The following is a 14,313-nucleotide window of genomic DNA, read 5'->3' on the forward strand; positions in this document are numbered from 1 at the left end:
AGTGGCGATGCTCTTGGTCCTCCCGCAATGCGTGGCCAACGGGTTTCGCCCACCACCGCATCTCGATGTGGAGCACAACCTCGTAATGGAATGCCTTACTCACTTTGACACCCTAAGGAACTTCAACGCCGATGGTGGGCAGTGTGAGCCTTTGGGGGCATGCGCGAGAGACCAAGCTGAACGGACCTACCTTGGTACATACCCGGCCTGGCGTCCCTACGAGCGGGTCATGGAGACCGAAAATCAGAAATTCACCTCGGTGGCGGAGATGCGGGCCAATGCGGAGGCCGGGACAGCGGAGATGCGCGAGGTCTTCGCGATCATCATGCAGGTGCGGAAGACCTGTCTGGCGCGGGTGGGGCTGACGGAAGAGTTGGGGGACGGTTAGAAGCCGTAAAGCTCGGGTGCTTTTGCGATGCCGCGCGTTGCTCGCACCAGCTCGGCCGATATGCCCGGCTCCGACAGCGCATGGCCGGCGTTGGGGATCATGCGGAGGGTGCCGCGGGGCCAGCGCTCGCAGAGGGCTTGGGCGGCCTCGGGGGGGCAGATCATATCGTAGCGGCCTTGCACCACGGTGCCGGGGATGTGGGCGATTTCTGGCATGTCGGCGAGGATCTGGCCGTCTTGCCGCAGAAAGCCTGCGTTGGAGAAGTAGTGATTTTCGATCCGCGCAAAGGCCCGGGCGTAGCTGCCGGAGCCTTCGCCTATGTGGCTGTGGCTCTCCATCGAGGCGAGCGCATTTTCCCACCCTGCCCAGCGCTGCGCGAGGCGGGTTTCTTCCATCAGGTCACCGCAGAAGAGGCGCTTGTTGTAGGCGGCGATGAAATCTTCGTGCTCGGCCTCGGGGATGAATTCGATAAACCGCTTCCAGACATCGGGAAAGAACCGCGCCGCGCCGCCGCCGTAGAACCATTGCAGCTCGCGCTGGGTCATCAGGAAGACGCCGCGCAGCACGAGATAGGCGGCGTGCTCGGGGTGGGCCTGCGCGTAGAGCAGGGAAAGCGTGGCGCCCCAGCTGCCGCCGAACACGACCCAGCGATCAATGCCGAGGATTTCGCGGATGCGCTCGATGTCAGCGATCAGGTCTTGGGTGGTGTTGTTTTCAACCGAGGCAAAGGGGCGCGAGCGGCCGCAACCGCGCTGATCGAACAACACCACGCGATACCGCTCCGGGTCGAAGTAGCGGCGCATGGCGGGCGAGCAGCCGCCGCCGGGGCCGCCGTGGAGCACCACCGCCGGAATCCCCTGCGGATTGCCGCATTGCTCGACATAGATCGAGTGGCCACCCGACATGTCGATCATCCGCTGGTCGAACGGGCTGATCGCCGGGTAGAGGTGACGGTATGCGCTGTTATGACCCGCGTTTTTGTCCATGCCTGAGCTATATAGGCTGACGGGGCGCGGGACCATGGGTTGAGAGGGAGATTTTCGATGGCAGTCGACACGACAGACCCGGCAGAGCTGGCCAAATTCGAGGCGATGGCGGCGGAATGGTGGGATGCGGAAGGCAAGTTCAAGCCGCTGCACATGATGAACCCGGTGCGGCTGGATTACATCTGCGACCAGATCGCGGCCGAGTTTGACCGGGATCGGGCCGGAACAGAGCCTTTTTCCGGGCTTCGTGTGCTGGACATCGGCTGCGGCGGCGGTCTGCTGAGCGAGCCGATGGCGCGGATGGGGGCCGAGGTGGTGGGCGCGGATGCCGCCGCGGGCAACATCCCCGTGGCGAAGGTTCATGCGGAACAGTCGGGTCTGGAGATTGACTATCGTCACACCACCGCAGAGGCGTTGGCCGAAGCGGGCGAGCAGTTTGACGTGGTGCTGAACATGGAGGTGGTGGAGCACGTAGCCTCGCCGCCCGACTACCTGGAGGCCTGCCAAAGACTGCTCAAGCCCGGTGGGCTGATGATTTGCTCCACCATCAACCGCAACCCTAAGAGCTTTGCCGTTGCCATTGTGGGCGCAGAATGGGTGATGCGCTGGCTGCCCAAGGGCACCCATGACTGGAAGAAGTTCATCACCCCGGATGAGCTTTACGAGTTTCTGCGTGGCGCAGGGCTTGATCCGGTGGATCGGAAGGGGTTTGTCTTCAATCCGCTCGCCTGGAGTTGGAGCGTGAGTGACCGCGACCTGAGCGTCAACTACGTGACGGCGAGTGTGAAGGCGGCGTAGGGCGGCGGTAAAACTTCCGCCCTATGGCTCTTCGCGGGCGCCGAGCTTTTGGCGCAGCTCTCGCATGACCGGGAGCATGGAGCGCACCTTGTCGCTTCCGATCTCCGACACGATGGCGGCGATGACGGGGCTGACCGAGGCGATGGCGGCATCGCGCGCGGCTCGACCGGAAGGGCTGATGGAGACCATCTTGCGTCGGGCATCATCCCAATCGGGGCGGATGTGCACGTAGCCTGCCCATTCGAGCTTGTTCAGCGTGTTGGTCATTGCCCCACGGGTCAGGTGGAAGGCCTGCGCAAGCTGGGCCGGGCTGCGCTCTTCTCCGATGTGGGCGAGATGGTTGAGCACCGAGAAATGGCTGATCTCCATACCCTTGGGCAGCGCCTTCGACATCCGGTTGCGCGCGAGCTGCTCGGCGGTGAGCAGTTCGGAAAACAGCGCGACGGCCAGAGTATCTGAGATTTCAACAGCCATGCAGGGGTCTGGGGCCTTCGAAAGGGCGATCATGGGTTAGTGCGGGGATCTTGTGGCGCGCATCGTTCACATCGGAGAGGTCCAGGTCAACTGTGATCACACCGGGTGCGTCACCACCGTCCGCCAGCACCTCACCCCATGGGGACACAACGAGCGAGTGGCCATGGCTGCGGCGGGTGCGTCCTGCGGTGCCGGGATGGATGCCACATTGGGCGGGGGCAAGCACGTAAGCCCCGGTTTCGATGGCACGGGCTTGTAGCAAGGGTTGCCAATGCGCCGGGCCGGTGCCGGGCGAGAAGGCGGATGGGACGGTGATGATTTGTGCGCCAGCCTTTGCCAACACGCGATAGAGATGCGGGAAGCGGAGATCGTAGCAGATAGTGAGGCCAATCGCTGCCAGCGATGTTTGGGCTAGGACAGAGACGTTTCCGGGCCGGTAGCCCGCACTCTCGCGGTAGGTTTCTGTTTCGCTCACCTGAACATCGAACATGTGAATCTTGTCATACCGCGCGACGACTTCGCCGCTCGGCCCGATCAGGAAGGAGCGGTTGGCAAATCGGCCATCGGGATCGTCTGTTTTGACGGCGATGGAGCCGAGGAGGAGGTGCTTGCCGAGGCGCGCGGCGGCCTCGCGGAAGGCGGCAAGCGTTGGGTCGTCCGGCTCGTGGCGCAACACTTGCTGCTGGCGGGTGCGGCTGGAGGACACACAATTGGTGACCTCCGGCGTCAAGATGAGGTCGGCACCCTCCTGCACGGCTTGTTCGACCATCCCGAGCACCACCGGCAGGTTGGCCTCGGGATCATCGGAGCTGGTGGGTTGGAGGAGGGAGGCCCGCATCAGGCGAGCATTGGCTCGAGCTTGCCGGCGCTCTCCAATTCGTAGAGATCATCACACCCGCCAACGTGGGTTTCGCCGATGAAGATTTGCGGCACGGTGTGACGACCGCCTGATCTGTCCATCATCTCGGAACGGCGGCCGGGCTCTTCAAACAGGTTCACTTCGGTAAATTCGACGCCCTTGGAGGCAAGGAGGCGTTTGGCGGCCGTGCAGAAGCCGCAGATGGGGGTGGTGTAGATCTCGATTGGCACGGGCATGGCTGGTCCTTTCGGGTTCCGGCCATACTTAGGCGTCCTTGACCGTTCGCGCCAGTGTCAGCACCCGAACCTCTGCTGCGCCGGAGGCGAGGCAGGCATCGGCGCAGGCGGCGAGGGTGGCGCCGGAGGTCATCACGTCATCGACCAGCAGCACCTTGCGGGCCGCCATGCGGTGGCGGCGTTTGGGGTGGGGGCGGATGGCCTCGGCCATGTTGGCAAATCGGGCCTGAGCTCCGAGCCCTTCTTGCCGGGGCGTGGCGCGGGTGCGTTGCAGGAGGTCGGGGCAAGAGGGCGCGCCCAGCTCGTTGGCGAGGGCGCGGGCGAGCAGGGCCGATTGGTTGTAGCGGCGTTTGAACAGCCGGATCCAATGCAGGGGCACGGGCGCGATCAGCATGCCCGGCTCGTAGATGGGGGCGGCGGCGCGGGCGAGCCAGGGGGCCACGGATTGCGCAAGATCGGCCCTGTCAGAGCCTTTCAGGGCCAGAACGATCCGCCGTCCATTGCCCCGGTAGAGCAAAGCAGAGCGGCCACGGCTCCATGGGCGAGCGATGCGCAGGCAATCGTCGCAGGTGAGGGTGGGGGCCCTATCCGGGTCATCATCGCCGGGGAGGGGCGCGCCGCAGGTATCGCAGACCAGGCCGATGATGAAGGCCGTATCCCGCCAGCAATCGGCGCATAGCCCGCCTTCTGACCCACTGATGGCACCGCAGGACAGGCAGTGATCGGGATAAATCACCTGCAGAAGCCGTTGCATCGCCACGCGCCCTCCCTGATAAGCCGGGGCATGGCCCAGCCACCCCAGTTGACCGACCGCAAGGCCCTCGCCCGCAACCGTGCCCGTGCTCGGCCCGACGCGCTGTTTTTGCACGCGCAGGCCATCGATGAGATCAAGGAAAGACTCAGCGAGGTTAACAGAACCTTTACGACGCCCTGCGTTGTGACGGGTTTTCCTGAAATCTGGGGCAAAGCCTTCCCCGATGCGCGGATCATCAGCGACTATGATGTGCTTGAGATCGAAGAGGGGGCGCATGACCTTGTGATCCACGGTTTGGCGCTGCATTGGGCCAGCGACCCGGTGGGCCAACTGGTGCAAGCGCGGCGGGGGTTGCAGCCTGACGGGCTGTTCATTGGTGCGATGCTGGGGGGCGAGACGCTGGCCGGGCTGAGGGCCGCGCTGGCAGAGGCGGAAGTAGCCCAGACCGGGGGGCTCAGCCCGCGGGTGTTGCCGATGGGTGAGATACGCGACCTTGGGGCGTTGCTTCAGCGTGCAGGATTTGTGCTGCCGGTGGCAGATGCCTTTCCGCTTGAGGTTTCATACGCCAACACACTGGCCCTGATGCGCGACCTTCGCGCGATGGGTGAAGCTAACGCAATGACCGCTCGCCTCAAAGCGATGACACGGCGGGCCGTGCTTTTGGGGGCAGCCGCGCTGAATGACGCAAGCGCCGGGCCGGATGGGCGCATTCGGGCTGTATTCGAAACCGTTTTCCTCACCGGATGGTCGCCGGGGCCGAACCAGCCACAGCCGCTGCGGCCCGGATCGGCCACCACGCGGCTGGCTGATGCGCTTGGCACGCAGGAGCATGGGCCCGAGGGTGGGAAGAGGTGACGCATTGACCCGGGCGGCGCGTGCACTATCCCTAGCCAAAGCCCATAGCGAGGACAGCCCGTGAGCCATCTGCCGCCCGACCATCCGCCCGTAAAGCCAAGCAAGATTGGCGTGTTGATTGCCAACCTCGGCACGCCCGACAGCCCGGGATACTGGGACATGCGGCGCTATTTGAACGAATTCCTCAGCGACAAGCGGGTGATCGACTATCCGGCGTGGAAGTGGCAGCCGATCCTGCAGGGGATCATCCTGACCAAGCGGCCCTTCAGCAGTGGCAAGAACTACGAGTTGATCTGGGACAAGGCGAAAGACATGTCGCCGCTGATGGTGATTACCATGGCGCAGACCGAGGCGCTGCGGGCGCGGCTGGCGCAGGAGTATGGCGGCCAGGTGATGGTTGATTTCTGCATGCGCTACGGCAACCCCTCGACGGAGAGCAAGGTGGCAGAGATGGTGGCCGCGGGCTGCGACAAGATCATCTTCTTCCCACTCTATCCGCAATACGCCGGTGCCACGACGGCCACGGCGAATGACCAGTTCTTCCGAGCGTTGATGAAAGAAAAGTGGCAACCGGCGGTGCGGACTGTGCCAGCCTACTTTGACCGCCCCAGCTACATCGACGCGCTGGCCGCCTCGGTGGAAGAGAAGCTGGGTGATGCGGAGTTGCTGGTGTGCAGCTACCACGGGATGCCCAAGCGCTATCTGATGGAGGGCGACCCCTACCACTGCCAATGCCAGAAAACGACACGACTTCTGCGAGAAAAGCTCGGCTTGCCGGAGGACAAGATCATCACCACCTTCCAAAGCCAGTTTGGCCCGGAAGACTGGCTGCGGCCCTATACGGTGGAAGAGGCGGCGGAGCGGGCGAAGGCCGGGGTGAAGAAAATTGCCGTGGTCGCCCCCGCGTTTAGCGCGGATTGCATCGAGACGCTGGAAGAGATCGAGGGGGAGATCCGCGAGAGCTTTGAGGAAGCGGGGGGCGAGAGCTTTACCTACATTCCCTGCCTCAATGAGCGGCCCGATCACATTGAGGCGCTGGCGGATGCGGTTAAGGAGAACCTCGCCGGGTGGCTTTAGGCCCATGGTGCTGAAACATGAAAAGGGCGGCCCCGTGGTGCCGCCCTTTGTGATTCAAGCGTATGGCCAGAGACGTCAGATCAGCAACACCTGCGCACCCGGGCGGACGAGGCTGAAGAGCTCGGCGATGTGCTCGTTGTAGAGGCCGATGCAGCCGTTGGAGGACTTGCGGCCGATCTTGCGCGTGTCGTGGGTGCCGTGGATGCGATAATACGTCCAGCCAAGATAGAGCGCGTGGGTGCCGAGCGGGTTATCGGGGCCAGCGGGCACGAAATCGGGCCACTCGGGGTTGCGGCGCTTCATGGCGGGGGTGGGCGACCAAGTGGGGCCTTCGACCTTGCGGGCGACAGTGGTGCGGCCCCGGCGGGTGAGGTCTTCAGTGATCGGCACAGAGGTTGGGTAGAGCTTGTAAACCGACTGGTCGGCGGACCAGTAGTGCAGGGCACGTGACGTGATGTCGACGAGGATTGCCCCGCCGCGCGTGGAACTGAAATAGGGCCGCCAATCGAGCGAACGGAAGCTGGAGATGTTTCGGCGCACTTGGGCTTGCGGGCCCAGCGCGGATGGATCGACCTGCTCGGCCCGCAAAGCGGCGGGCAGAACGGCGGCAGCGGCGGTGGCACCGAGGAAGGCGCGACGGTTAAATTTGCTATCAGAATAATCGGTCATTCCGGCCTCAAACGGTTGGGAACAGGCGGGGGCAGATCCCCGACATCCCTATTTATATGGCGGGAAAGCCGCAGTCGCAAATCAATCACGCAGGAAAACCGGCAACGTTGCGGTGGTGCAATTGCACAAGTCAGGGCAAATCGCTATGGCTGACGCCCGACACTGCTAACTGGGGTTGCCTCTCATCATGCTGCGGATGATTTCTCTGATCGTTGCAGGCGCGCTGGCTCTTTCGGCCTGTACACCTGCGGTAACCACCGGGCCGGATGGCAGCGGGGTGCGGGTTTACAACATCACGGCGCGGGACGCGAAAGAGATTCCGTTCCGGGTGCTGGACAACGTGAACCAACTGCGGGCCGCGCGTGGCGTGAACCCGGTTGAACTGAGCCCCCAGCTAAACGCCGCTGCGGCAACCCATTCTCGTGACATGGCTGTGCAGAACCGCCCCTGGCACTTTGGGTCTGACGGATCCAGCCCGCTCGATCGGGTGCGCCGCACTGGCTATCAGGGCCGTTTCCTGGGCGAAAACATCAGCGAGACCTTCGAGTCTGAAGTCGAGACGCTTTCGGCATGGATGGCGCAGTCGGACACGCGGAATGTGATCCTTGCTCCTGAGGCGCGCAACCTCGGGATTGCTTGGCATCAGGAAGAAAACGGCAAGATCTGGTGGACGTTGATCACCGGCGGTTGAGCCGCTCAACGACCACCATCACAGCAAAAGCACGTTACGCCCGGCTCGAAAATGGCCGGGCGTTTGCGTTTAGGGGTGAATGTCGATCGGGGTGCCGTTGCGCACCATGGCATAGATGTTCTCGATCTCGCGGTTCTTCACCCAGATGCAGCCTGCCGTCCAATCAGTGCCGCGCCTGTCACGTTTGCTCTCGCGACGACCGTGGATGAAGATATCGCCCCCCGGCTTCTTGCCCTGAGAGCGCGCATATTCGACATCGGCCCTGTTCGGGTAGGAAATGCCGAGCGACAGGTGGAAATCTGAGTTCGGGTTGCGGCGATCAATGATGTAGCTGCCTTCCGGCGTCTTACCGTCGCCTTCAAACTGCTTGTGGCCGCGTGGCGCAAAGCCGAGGCCGATCTTGTATTCGCGCAGCACCTCGTTGTGGTGCATCAGATACATGCGGCGCCTGTCTTTGTAGACGATCACACGCGTGACCTCTGGGCCGTTGTAGGATTTGAACTTGCTCGAACAGCCCGCAAGGGCCAGTGCCGCGGCGCCGAGAAGCGTGGCGCGCCGTGTAAGCTTTTTCACCGTTAAGTCCCCAGCGTTTGCCTGTGTATTATTATGCCATGCACTATACGGATTCTGCCCTGTCTTGGAAGGCGCTGAAAGTGCGATTCACACCCGCGTGAACTGCGCTGCAAGCTCAACATGGGAGGACCAGCGGAACTGATCGACTGGCCGAACCCAGTCCAGCGTGTAGCCGCCATCGGTGAGAATCCGCGCGTCCCGCGCGAAGGTGACGGGGTTACAAGACACGGCGGCGATGCGGGGAACGCTGGAAGCGGCGAGTTCTTGGTGCTGGGCTTCTGCGCCCGCGCGGGGCGGGTCGATGACGACCGCATCGAAGCGGGCAAGCTCATCGGGCAGAAGCGGTTGGCGGAAGAGATCACGGGTGATGGCCTTGGTATGGCGGAGGGTGCCGCCACTGTTGCACCAGCCGCGATCAAGCGCGGCGATCAGGGCCGCGTCGCCTTCATAGGCCTCCACCTCGGCGCGGGCGGCCAAGGGCAGCGAGAACGTACCGCAGCCTGCAAAAAGGTCTGCGATCCGGCGTGGGTTGGAGCCAATGGCCTCTTCGATGGCCGAGATCAGCGCTGCCTCGCCCTGTGGTGTGGCCTGCAGAAAGGCGCCGGGCGGCGGCGTGACCTTTGCCGAACCGAAATGCAGCGTGGGCGCGGCGCGGGTGGCCACCGGTTCATCTCCATAGGTGAGGCGGGCGAGGTTGTATTGGCCTGCAAGCGCAGCGAGCTCAACCAGCAGGGGGCCATCGGTGGGGCGACCGTTTGGGATGTGCACATCAAGACCGGACTCGCTGACGGTGACGAAGAGGTCGACACCGGCGGTTCGGGTGGCTGTGGCGCGGGTCAGGGCCTGAAGCGCGGGGAGGGCGGCGAGGATCGTGGGGTGCAGGACGAGGCAATCGGGCACTTCGACGATGACGTCGGAGGCGCGGGCATTGAAGCCGACCATTGCCCCCTTCTTGGTGCGCCGCCCATGCAAGGTTGCGCGGCGACGGGATGCGGGCGGAGAGGTGACAGTGGGGCGGATCGTGGTGGAAAGGCCTTGGGCCGCCAAACCCTGAGAGATGACCGAAGCCTTCCACTCGGCCACAAAGGCATTTGAAGCGTGCTGCATTGCGCATGCACCGCAAGCCTTGAAGTGGCGACAGGGCGGCGCAACGCGGTGCTCGGATGGCGTAACGATTTGGGTTTTTTCAGGCGTAACAGAGACTGTTTCGCCCGGAATGACCCGGGGCACCGGAGGGACACCCGGGGCTATGCCCTCGCCACGCACATTCAACTTTTCGATCAACACTTCGGTCATGCAACCGGCGTTACTCGGCGGCCTTGGTCACGTCAAGGAAGCCGCCGGACTGACGACTCCAAAAGCCAGCGTAGCGCCCGCCAAGGCTGACCAGCTCATCATGGGTGCCTTCCTCGACAATCCGGCCGTCATCCAGAACCACGATCCTGTCCATCCGGGCGATGGTGGAGAGGCGGTGGGCGATGGCGAGCACGGTTTTGCCCTCCATCACCTCGTCGAGCGCGGTCTGGATTTGGGCTTCGACCTCGGAGTCGAGCGCCGAGGTTGCCTCGTCCAGCACGAGGATCGGCGCGTTCTTGAGAATGGCGCGGGCTAGGGCCACCCTTTGCCGCTGCCCGCCTGAAAGCCGCACGCCACGCTCGCCCAAGTGGGCATCGTAGCCGGTGCGGTTGTTGTAATCTTCCAGCCCGGTCACAAACTCATGGGCCTCGGCCCGGCGCGCGGCCTCTTCCATATCGTCATCCGGTGCTTCGGGGAGGCCATATTTGAGGTTGTCGCGGGCGGAACGATTGAACATTGCCGTATCCTGCGTGACCATCGAGATGGCCCGGCGGAGGCTTTCTTGAGTAACCTCGGAGATATCTTGCCCGTCGATCAGAATGCGGCCTTCTTCGGTGTCATAGAGACGCATCAAGAGGGCCACGAGCGTGGATTTGCCTGCGCCCGATGCGCCGACGATGCCCAAACGCTCCCCCGGCTTGATGCGCAGCGATAGGCCCTGCACCCCTTCGCGCTCGCGCCCGTAAGTGAAGCGCACATCCTCAAAGGCGATCTCCCCAGCGGGCACCTTGAGCGGCGTTGCGTTGGGCGCGTCAACCACGCTGTGGCGGGGTGTGAGGGTGCGCATGCCATCTTCGATCTCGCCGATGTTGGCGTAGATCCCCAAGAGCGTATGGCTGACCCAGCCTGTCATTTGGGCGATGCGAATGGCGATGGTGCCGGTGGCGGCGATATCACCCGCAGTGGCCGCGCCGTTTTGCCAGAGCAGGAGCGTGCCGCCGATGAGCAGGGCGGGCAGAGCGCCCGCGAGCAGCATCAGCGCACCGCGAAACCCGGCGGCGAGGAAGCCGACATGGATCACCGCATCGCGGAACTTGCTCATGGACCCCAGCGCCGCGCGATCTTCATGCTCGGCGTGGGCAAAGAGCTTGACCGTCTTGATGTTGGTGATCGTATCCACCACTTGGCCGGTGACCATGGCCCGGGCAGAGGCGCGGACCTTTGAACGGACGCGGATGCGCGGCATGTACCAGGCGATGAGGGCAAGATAGACCACAAGCCACGCCGTGAGAACGAGAGCGATGCGCCAATCAATCGAGGTCAACAGGAGGGCCGCACCGATGAGGGAGGCGAGCGCGAAGCAGATGGTGTTGGCGAACTCCGAGACGACATCGGTAATGGCGCGCGCGGTTTGCATCTGCTTTTGAGCGATGCGACCTGCAAAGTCATTGTCGAAGAACTGCACGGCTTGGCCCATCGTCCAGCGGTGCAGGCGCGAGAGCACCAGCGGCATGACATTGGGTTGAATGACGAGGCTGTTGGCGGCGGCGGAAGCCAGGAAACAGGCGGGGCGGATCAAGAGGAAGAAGGCAAGCGTGCCGAGAATGAGCCAGAGATGGGTGGAAAAGAAGGACTCGGGGCCTGCATCGAGTGCGGAGTCGATGATGTGGCCGAGCAGAAGCGCGGTGACCACCTCAAGCGTGCCCGTCACCGTGAACAGCAGCCCGGCCCCGATCAACGGCAGTTCGGCACCGCGGATCGACCAACGGATGAAGGCCATCAGTTGCGTCGGCGGCGGCCCCTTGGCGTGGCGGAACGCATCAATCAGATCGGGGATTTTGCGGGCGAGGCGGTGCATGGGTGTTCCTTTGGTCCGCTGGCAACTTAGCTCACACGACCGGGAAGGAAACTAGGGGGCCAGCAACTCTTTGCGGGTGAGCTGGAAACCAGAGGCGATCCAGCGGGCTTCAAGCTCTTTCAACCGAGCGCCAAGGGCGGGGCCGGTGAGTTGTGGCATGAGGTCATTCGCGGTGACGGGGAAGGTTTGGCTGGCGCCATATTCTGCGTCTGATTGCGCATTTTCGGGTGGAATAGTCTCTATCTGCGCGGCGCGGAGATAGAGAGCGGCAAGGCCATCTTCCGCGCTAAAACGATAGCCTAGCGCAGCGGGCGGGGCGAGGCTGGCGGCGGCTGTCAGCAGGGTTTCGACGCGGCGCTCTTCGGCACGCGACAGGCGCAGGCCCTCACGGCTTCCGCCCAGCGCGGCGAGGCGGGCGATGACGTCAGGCGCGGGGGCGAAGTGGATGAGGCGTGCGAGCGTGGGGGCGTCTGCCCCGGGCAACACTCGATGCAACACGCCCGATGCATCCATCGAAGCGACGGCGGGGGCCGGGTTTGCTGCGGCGAGCAGCTTCAGGATTTCGCTTGTGATGCGCTCGGCAGAAACGTGGGAGAGCCCCTCTGCCCCAGCGGCACAGGCGGCGAGGCCTTCGGCGTCGATGCCGTGGGCCGAGTCGGCATACCAGGCGGTGAAGCGGAAGAAGCGGAGGATGCGCAGATAGTCTTCGGCAATCCTGTCTGCCGGGTTTCCGATGAAGCGCAGACGGCGGGCCTCAAGATCGGGGAGGCCCTTGAGCGGATCTTCCAGTGCGCCGCGCATGTCGCAGTAAAGCGCGTTCATGGTAAAATCGCGCCGGGCGGCATCTTCGGCCACATCATCGGAAAAGGCGACCGAGGCGCGGCGCCCGTCAGTAGAAACATCGCGCCGAAAGGTTGTGACCTCGATAGGAACGTCGCCTGCCACCACGGTGACTGTGCCATGTTCGATCCCGGTGGGGATTGCTCGAAACCCTGCCTTTTCCGCTAGATTGGTGACTGTTTCTGGGTGCGCATCCGTGGACAGATCAAGATCAGTTACAGGCACATCAAGCAGAGCGTTGCGAACGCAGCCGCCGACAAAGAGCGCCTTGTGGCCTGCCGCTTCGAGAGCGGCACAGAGAGCGCTGGGGCCGGGGGCTGCGAGCCATTCTGCGGTGAGGCGGGTCATGCCGCGGCGCGGTCGGCAAGGGCGCGCAGCATCCTCGCGGTCGCGCCCCAGATATAATAGGGACCGTAGGGCACGGTATAATAGCGTCGGTCGTAGCCCTGCCAGTAGCGGCTTTGAACGGCATAGCGGTTTGGATCAAGGATGTGGGCGAGAGGGACGGTAAAGACCTCATCGACTTCCCCAGCTTCCGGCACAGGGATAAACGGGCCTTCGATCACCCCAATGACCGGAGTGACCGAAAAGCCGGTGACGGTTTCATGGGCGGGCAATGTGCCCAGCACGCGGACATCGCCGCGGGGCAAGCCGATTTCTTCCTCGGCCTCACGCAGGGCAGCTGCGACGGCATCGGCATCGCCCGGATCGACCTTGCCGCCCGGGAAGGCGATCTGGCCGGGGTGGTGTTTGAGCCGGGAGCTGCGCTTGGTCAGGATCAGACGCGGCGCGGGGCCGTTCATCCAGACCGGGACCAGCACGCCAGCCTCGCGTGTTTTGACCCGCACCGAAGGGTGGCTTGGGTTTAGGTCATAGTCCGACGAAGGGCGGCCCGGCGCGGCGAGGGCCGCCAAAAGCCGAGCCTCTGTGTCAGTCATTGCCATCCTTTGCCTCGAAGCCAAGCGTGGCCGGATCGAGATTGTAGTGAGCGCCACAAAACTGGCAATCGGCTGTGACCCTGCCTTCCGGCGTTGTCATGGTGGCAATGTCCTTTGCCGAATAGATCGATAGCGAGGCGCGCACGCGGTCTTCCGAGCAGGTGCAGCCGAACTTGACCGGCTGCGGATCGAAGACGCGGGGGCCTTCCTCGTGAAAAAGCCGCACGAGCAGGTCTGTTGGCTGAATGGCCGGGCCGACCAGCTCAAGCTCTTCGACTGTGTCGAGGAGAATGTTGGCGCGGTTCCAGTGCTCTTCATTCTCATCGTCGAGCATGTCGGAGGGCTGGAGCAGGCGCGGCTCTTCGCTCTCGGTTGGCTTCAGCAGAGGTGAGGCCTCGGGCATGAGCTGCAACATCATGCCGCCCGCGCGCCAGCTTCCAGCGGTGCCATCTGCATCGAGCGAGCGACCGTAGCGCAGGTGGAACCTTGTGGGGAGTTGCTCGGATTGGGCAAAATATGTCTCTGCACACGCAGAAAGCGAGCCTCCGTCAATCGGTGTGATCCCTTGATAGGGTGTGGTGCCTTCGCCCTGGTCAATCAGGATAGCGAAGTATCCGGACCCGATCAGATCAAAGGGCTTGCCCTCAAGCGGGCGCTCACGATCAAAGCTGGCGTAGGCGCGGATGCGGGCCGGGCCGCCTTCGGTTTCGGGGGCGTAGTAATCGGTGGCGATGAGGCGAGCCGGACCGTCGCCACGCACCTGAAGCGAAAGTTTCCACCGCAGCTTCATGGTGTGGCCGATCATGGCGGTCAGCAGAGCCATTTCGGCTACGAGCTGCTCGATCGGGTCGGGGTAGTCGTGCTGGGCGAGAATCTCGTCGAGCACCCCGTCGAGACGGGCCACGCGACCCCGGATATCGGAGCGGTCGAGCTGGAAGGGCAGGACGGTATCGTCCCAGGCGATCTGTGCACCGAGGGTCATTTGCTTTCCTTGACGGTGGAGGCTTGGCTTGTCGGTGCC

Annotated in this window: 17 protein-coding genes; 5 read left to right on the forward strand and 12 right to left on the reverse strand. The window is 63.6% G+C overall.

Annotated features, from left to right (window positions below):
• Positions 1–229 precede the first annotated feature (229 nt).
• A complete protein-coding gene (locus ACXAG6_RS02520; RefSeq protein ID WP_475334703.1) occupies positions 230–388 on the forward strand; it encodes a hypothetical protein in 159 nt (52 codons plus the stop codon).
• On the opposite strand, the gene pip is transcribed toward ACXAG6_RS02520, so the two are convergent.
• The gene (gene pip, locus ACXAG6_RS02525) at positions 385–1,374 is read right to left on the reverse strand and encodes a prolyl aminopeptidase (protein ID WP_475334705.1); all 990 of its coding nucleotides are present in this window, start codon (positions 1,372–1,374) and stop codon (positions 385–387) included. The two genes, ACXAG6_RS02520 and pip, sit on opposite strands and share 4 nt — an antisense overlap.
• 57 nt (positions 1,375–1,431) lie before the next feature.
• On the opposite strand from pip, the gene ubiG reads away from it, so the two are divergent.
• On the forward strand, positions 1,432–2,172 hold the full coding sequence (ubiG, locus tag ACXAG6_RS02530; RefSeq protein WP_475334707.1) for a bifunctional 2-polyprenyl-6-hydroxyphenol methylase/3-demethylubiquinol 3-O-methyltransferase UbiG: 741 nt from the start codon (positions 1,432–1,434) through the stop codon (positions 2,170–2,172).
• Between the two features lie 21 nt (positions 2,173–2,193).
• Here the strand turns inward: ubiG and ACXAG6_RS02535 are convergent, their stop codons facing one another.
• The 4 genes from ACXAG6_RS02535 to ACXAG6_RS02550 are packed head-to-tail and all read right to left on the reverse strand — an operon-like array spanning position 2,194 to position 4,501.
• Positions 2,194–2,646 (reverse strand): MarR family winged helix-turn-helix transcriptional regulator, encoded by a 453-nt coding sequence (locus tag ACXAG6_RS02535; RefSeq protein WP_140015954.1) that lies wholly within the window; start codon positions 2,644–2,646, stop codon positions 2,194–2,196.
• The gene (locus ACXAG6_RS02540) at positions 2,636–3,484 is read right to left on the reverse strand and encodes a carbon-nitrogen hydrolase family protein (protein WP_475334709.1); all 849 of its coding nucleotides are present in this window, start codon (positions 3,482–3,484) and stop codon (positions 2,636–2,638) included. Before ACXAG6_RS02540 ends, ACXAG6_RS02535 begins: the two co-directional genes overlap by 11 nt.
• Positions 3,484–3,741 carry a glutaredoxin 3 gene (gene grxC / locus ACXAG6_RS02545; protein ID WP_140012471.1) on the reverse strand — a complete coding sequence of 86 codons (258 nt, stop codon included), beginning with the start codon at positions 3,739–3,741 and terminating at the stop codon, positions 3,484–3,486. The genes ACXAG6_RS02540 and grxC overlap by 1 nt, the downstream gene beginning before the upstream one ends.
• A 28-nt stretch (positions 3,742–3,769) precedes the next feature.
• Positions 3,770–4,501 carry a ComF family protein gene (locus ACXAG6_RS02550; RefSeq protein ID WP_475334710.1) on the reverse strand — a complete coding sequence of 244 codons (732 nt, stop codon included), beginning with the start codon at positions 4,499–4,501 and terminating at the stop codon, positions 3,770–3,772.
• A gap of 24 nt (positions 4,502–4,525) precedes the next feature.
• On the opposite strand from ACXAG6_RS02550, the gene ACXAG6_RS02555 reads away from it, so the two are divergent.
• On the forward strand, positions 4,526–5,350 hold the full coding sequence (locus ACXAG6_RS02555) for a class I SAM-dependent methyltransferase (protein ID WP_475334713.1): 825 nt from the start codon (positions 4,526–4,528) through the stop codon (positions 5,348–5,350).
• 60 nt (positions 5,351–5,410) lie between these two features.
• Entirely contained in the window at positions 5,411–6,427 is a 1,017-nt protein-coding gene (gene hemH / locus ACXAG6_RS02560) for a ferrochelatase (protein ID WP_475334714.1), read from the forward strand.
• Between the two features lie 75 nt (positions 6,428–6,502).
• Here hemH and ACXAG6_RS02565 read toward each other — a convergent pair whose 3' ends face one another.
• On the reverse strand, positions 6,503–7,096 hold the full coding sequence (locus ACXAG6_RS02565) for a L,D-transpeptidase (protein ID WP_140012477.1): 594 nt from the start codon (positions 7,094–7,096) through the stop codon (positions 6,503–6,505).
• A gap of 187 nt (positions 7,097–7,283) precedes the next feature.
• On the opposite strand from ACXAG6_RS02565, the gene dalA reads away from it, so the two are divergent.
• Positions 7,284–7,787 carry a divisome-associated lipoprotein DalA gene (gene dalA / locus ACXAG6_RS02570; protein ID WP_140012478.1) on the forward strand — a complete coding sequence of 168 codons (504 nt, stop codon included), beginning with the start codon at positions 7,284–7,286 and terminating at the stop codon, positions 7,785–7,787.
• A 69-nt stretch (positions 7,788–7,856) separates the two neighbouring features.
• Here dalA and ACXAG6_RS02575 read toward each other — a convergent pair whose 3' ends face one another.
• The 6 genes from ACXAG6_RS02575 to hslO all read right to left on the reverse strand — a co-directional run bounded on the left by ACXAG6_RS02575 (position 7,857) and on the right by hslO (position 14,274).
• Positions 7,857–8,360 carry a L,D-transpeptidase family protein gene (locus ACXAG6_RS02575; RefSeq protein WP_475334717.1) on the reverse strand — a complete coding sequence of 168 codons (504 nt, stop codon included), beginning with the start codon at positions 8,358–8,360 and terminating at the stop codon, positions 7,857–7,859.
• An 87-nt stretch (positions 8,361–8,447) separates the two neighbouring features.
• Complete coding sequence (locus ACXAG6_RS02580) at positions 8,448–9,656, reverse strand: class I SAM-dependent RNA methyltransferase (protein WP_475334718.1); 1,209 nt, start codon at positions 9,654–9,656, stop codon at positions 8,448–8,450.
• 10 nt (positions 9,657–9,666) lie between these two features.
• A complete protein-coding gene (locus tag ACXAG6_RS02585) occupies positions 9,667–11,514 on the reverse strand; it encodes an ABC transporter ATP-binding protein (protein WP_475334720.1) in 1,848 nt (615 codons plus the stop codon).
• Between the two features lie 51 nt (positions 11,515–11,565).
• Positions 11,566–12,702 carry a CCA tRNA nucleotidyltransferase gene (locus ACXAG6_RS02590; RefSeq protein ID WP_475334722.1) on the reverse strand — a complete coding sequence of 379 codons (1,137 nt, stop codon included), beginning with the start codon at positions 12,700–12,702 and terminating at the stop codon, positions 11,566–11,568.
• Positions 12,699–13,292 (reverse strand): CoA pyrophosphatase, encoded by a 594-nt coding sequence (locus tag ACXAG6_RS02595; protein WP_475334723.1) that lies wholly within the window; start codon positions 13,290–13,292, stop codon positions 12,699–12,701. The genes ACXAG6_RS02590 and ACXAG6_RS02595 overlap by 4 nt, the downstream gene beginning before the upstream one ends.
• On the reverse strand, positions 13,285–14,274 hold the full coding sequence (gene hslO, locus ACXAG6_RS02600; protein ID WP_475334725.1) for an Hsp33 family molecular chaperone HslO: 990 nt from the start codon (positions 14,272–14,274) through the stop codon (positions 13,285–13,287). Before hslO ends, ACXAG6_RS02595 begins: the two co-directional genes overlap by 8 nt.
• Between the last annotated feature and the right edge of the window lie 39 nt (positions 14,275–14,313).

Source organism: Vannielia sp. ABF1_015 (genome assembly GCF_056160745.1).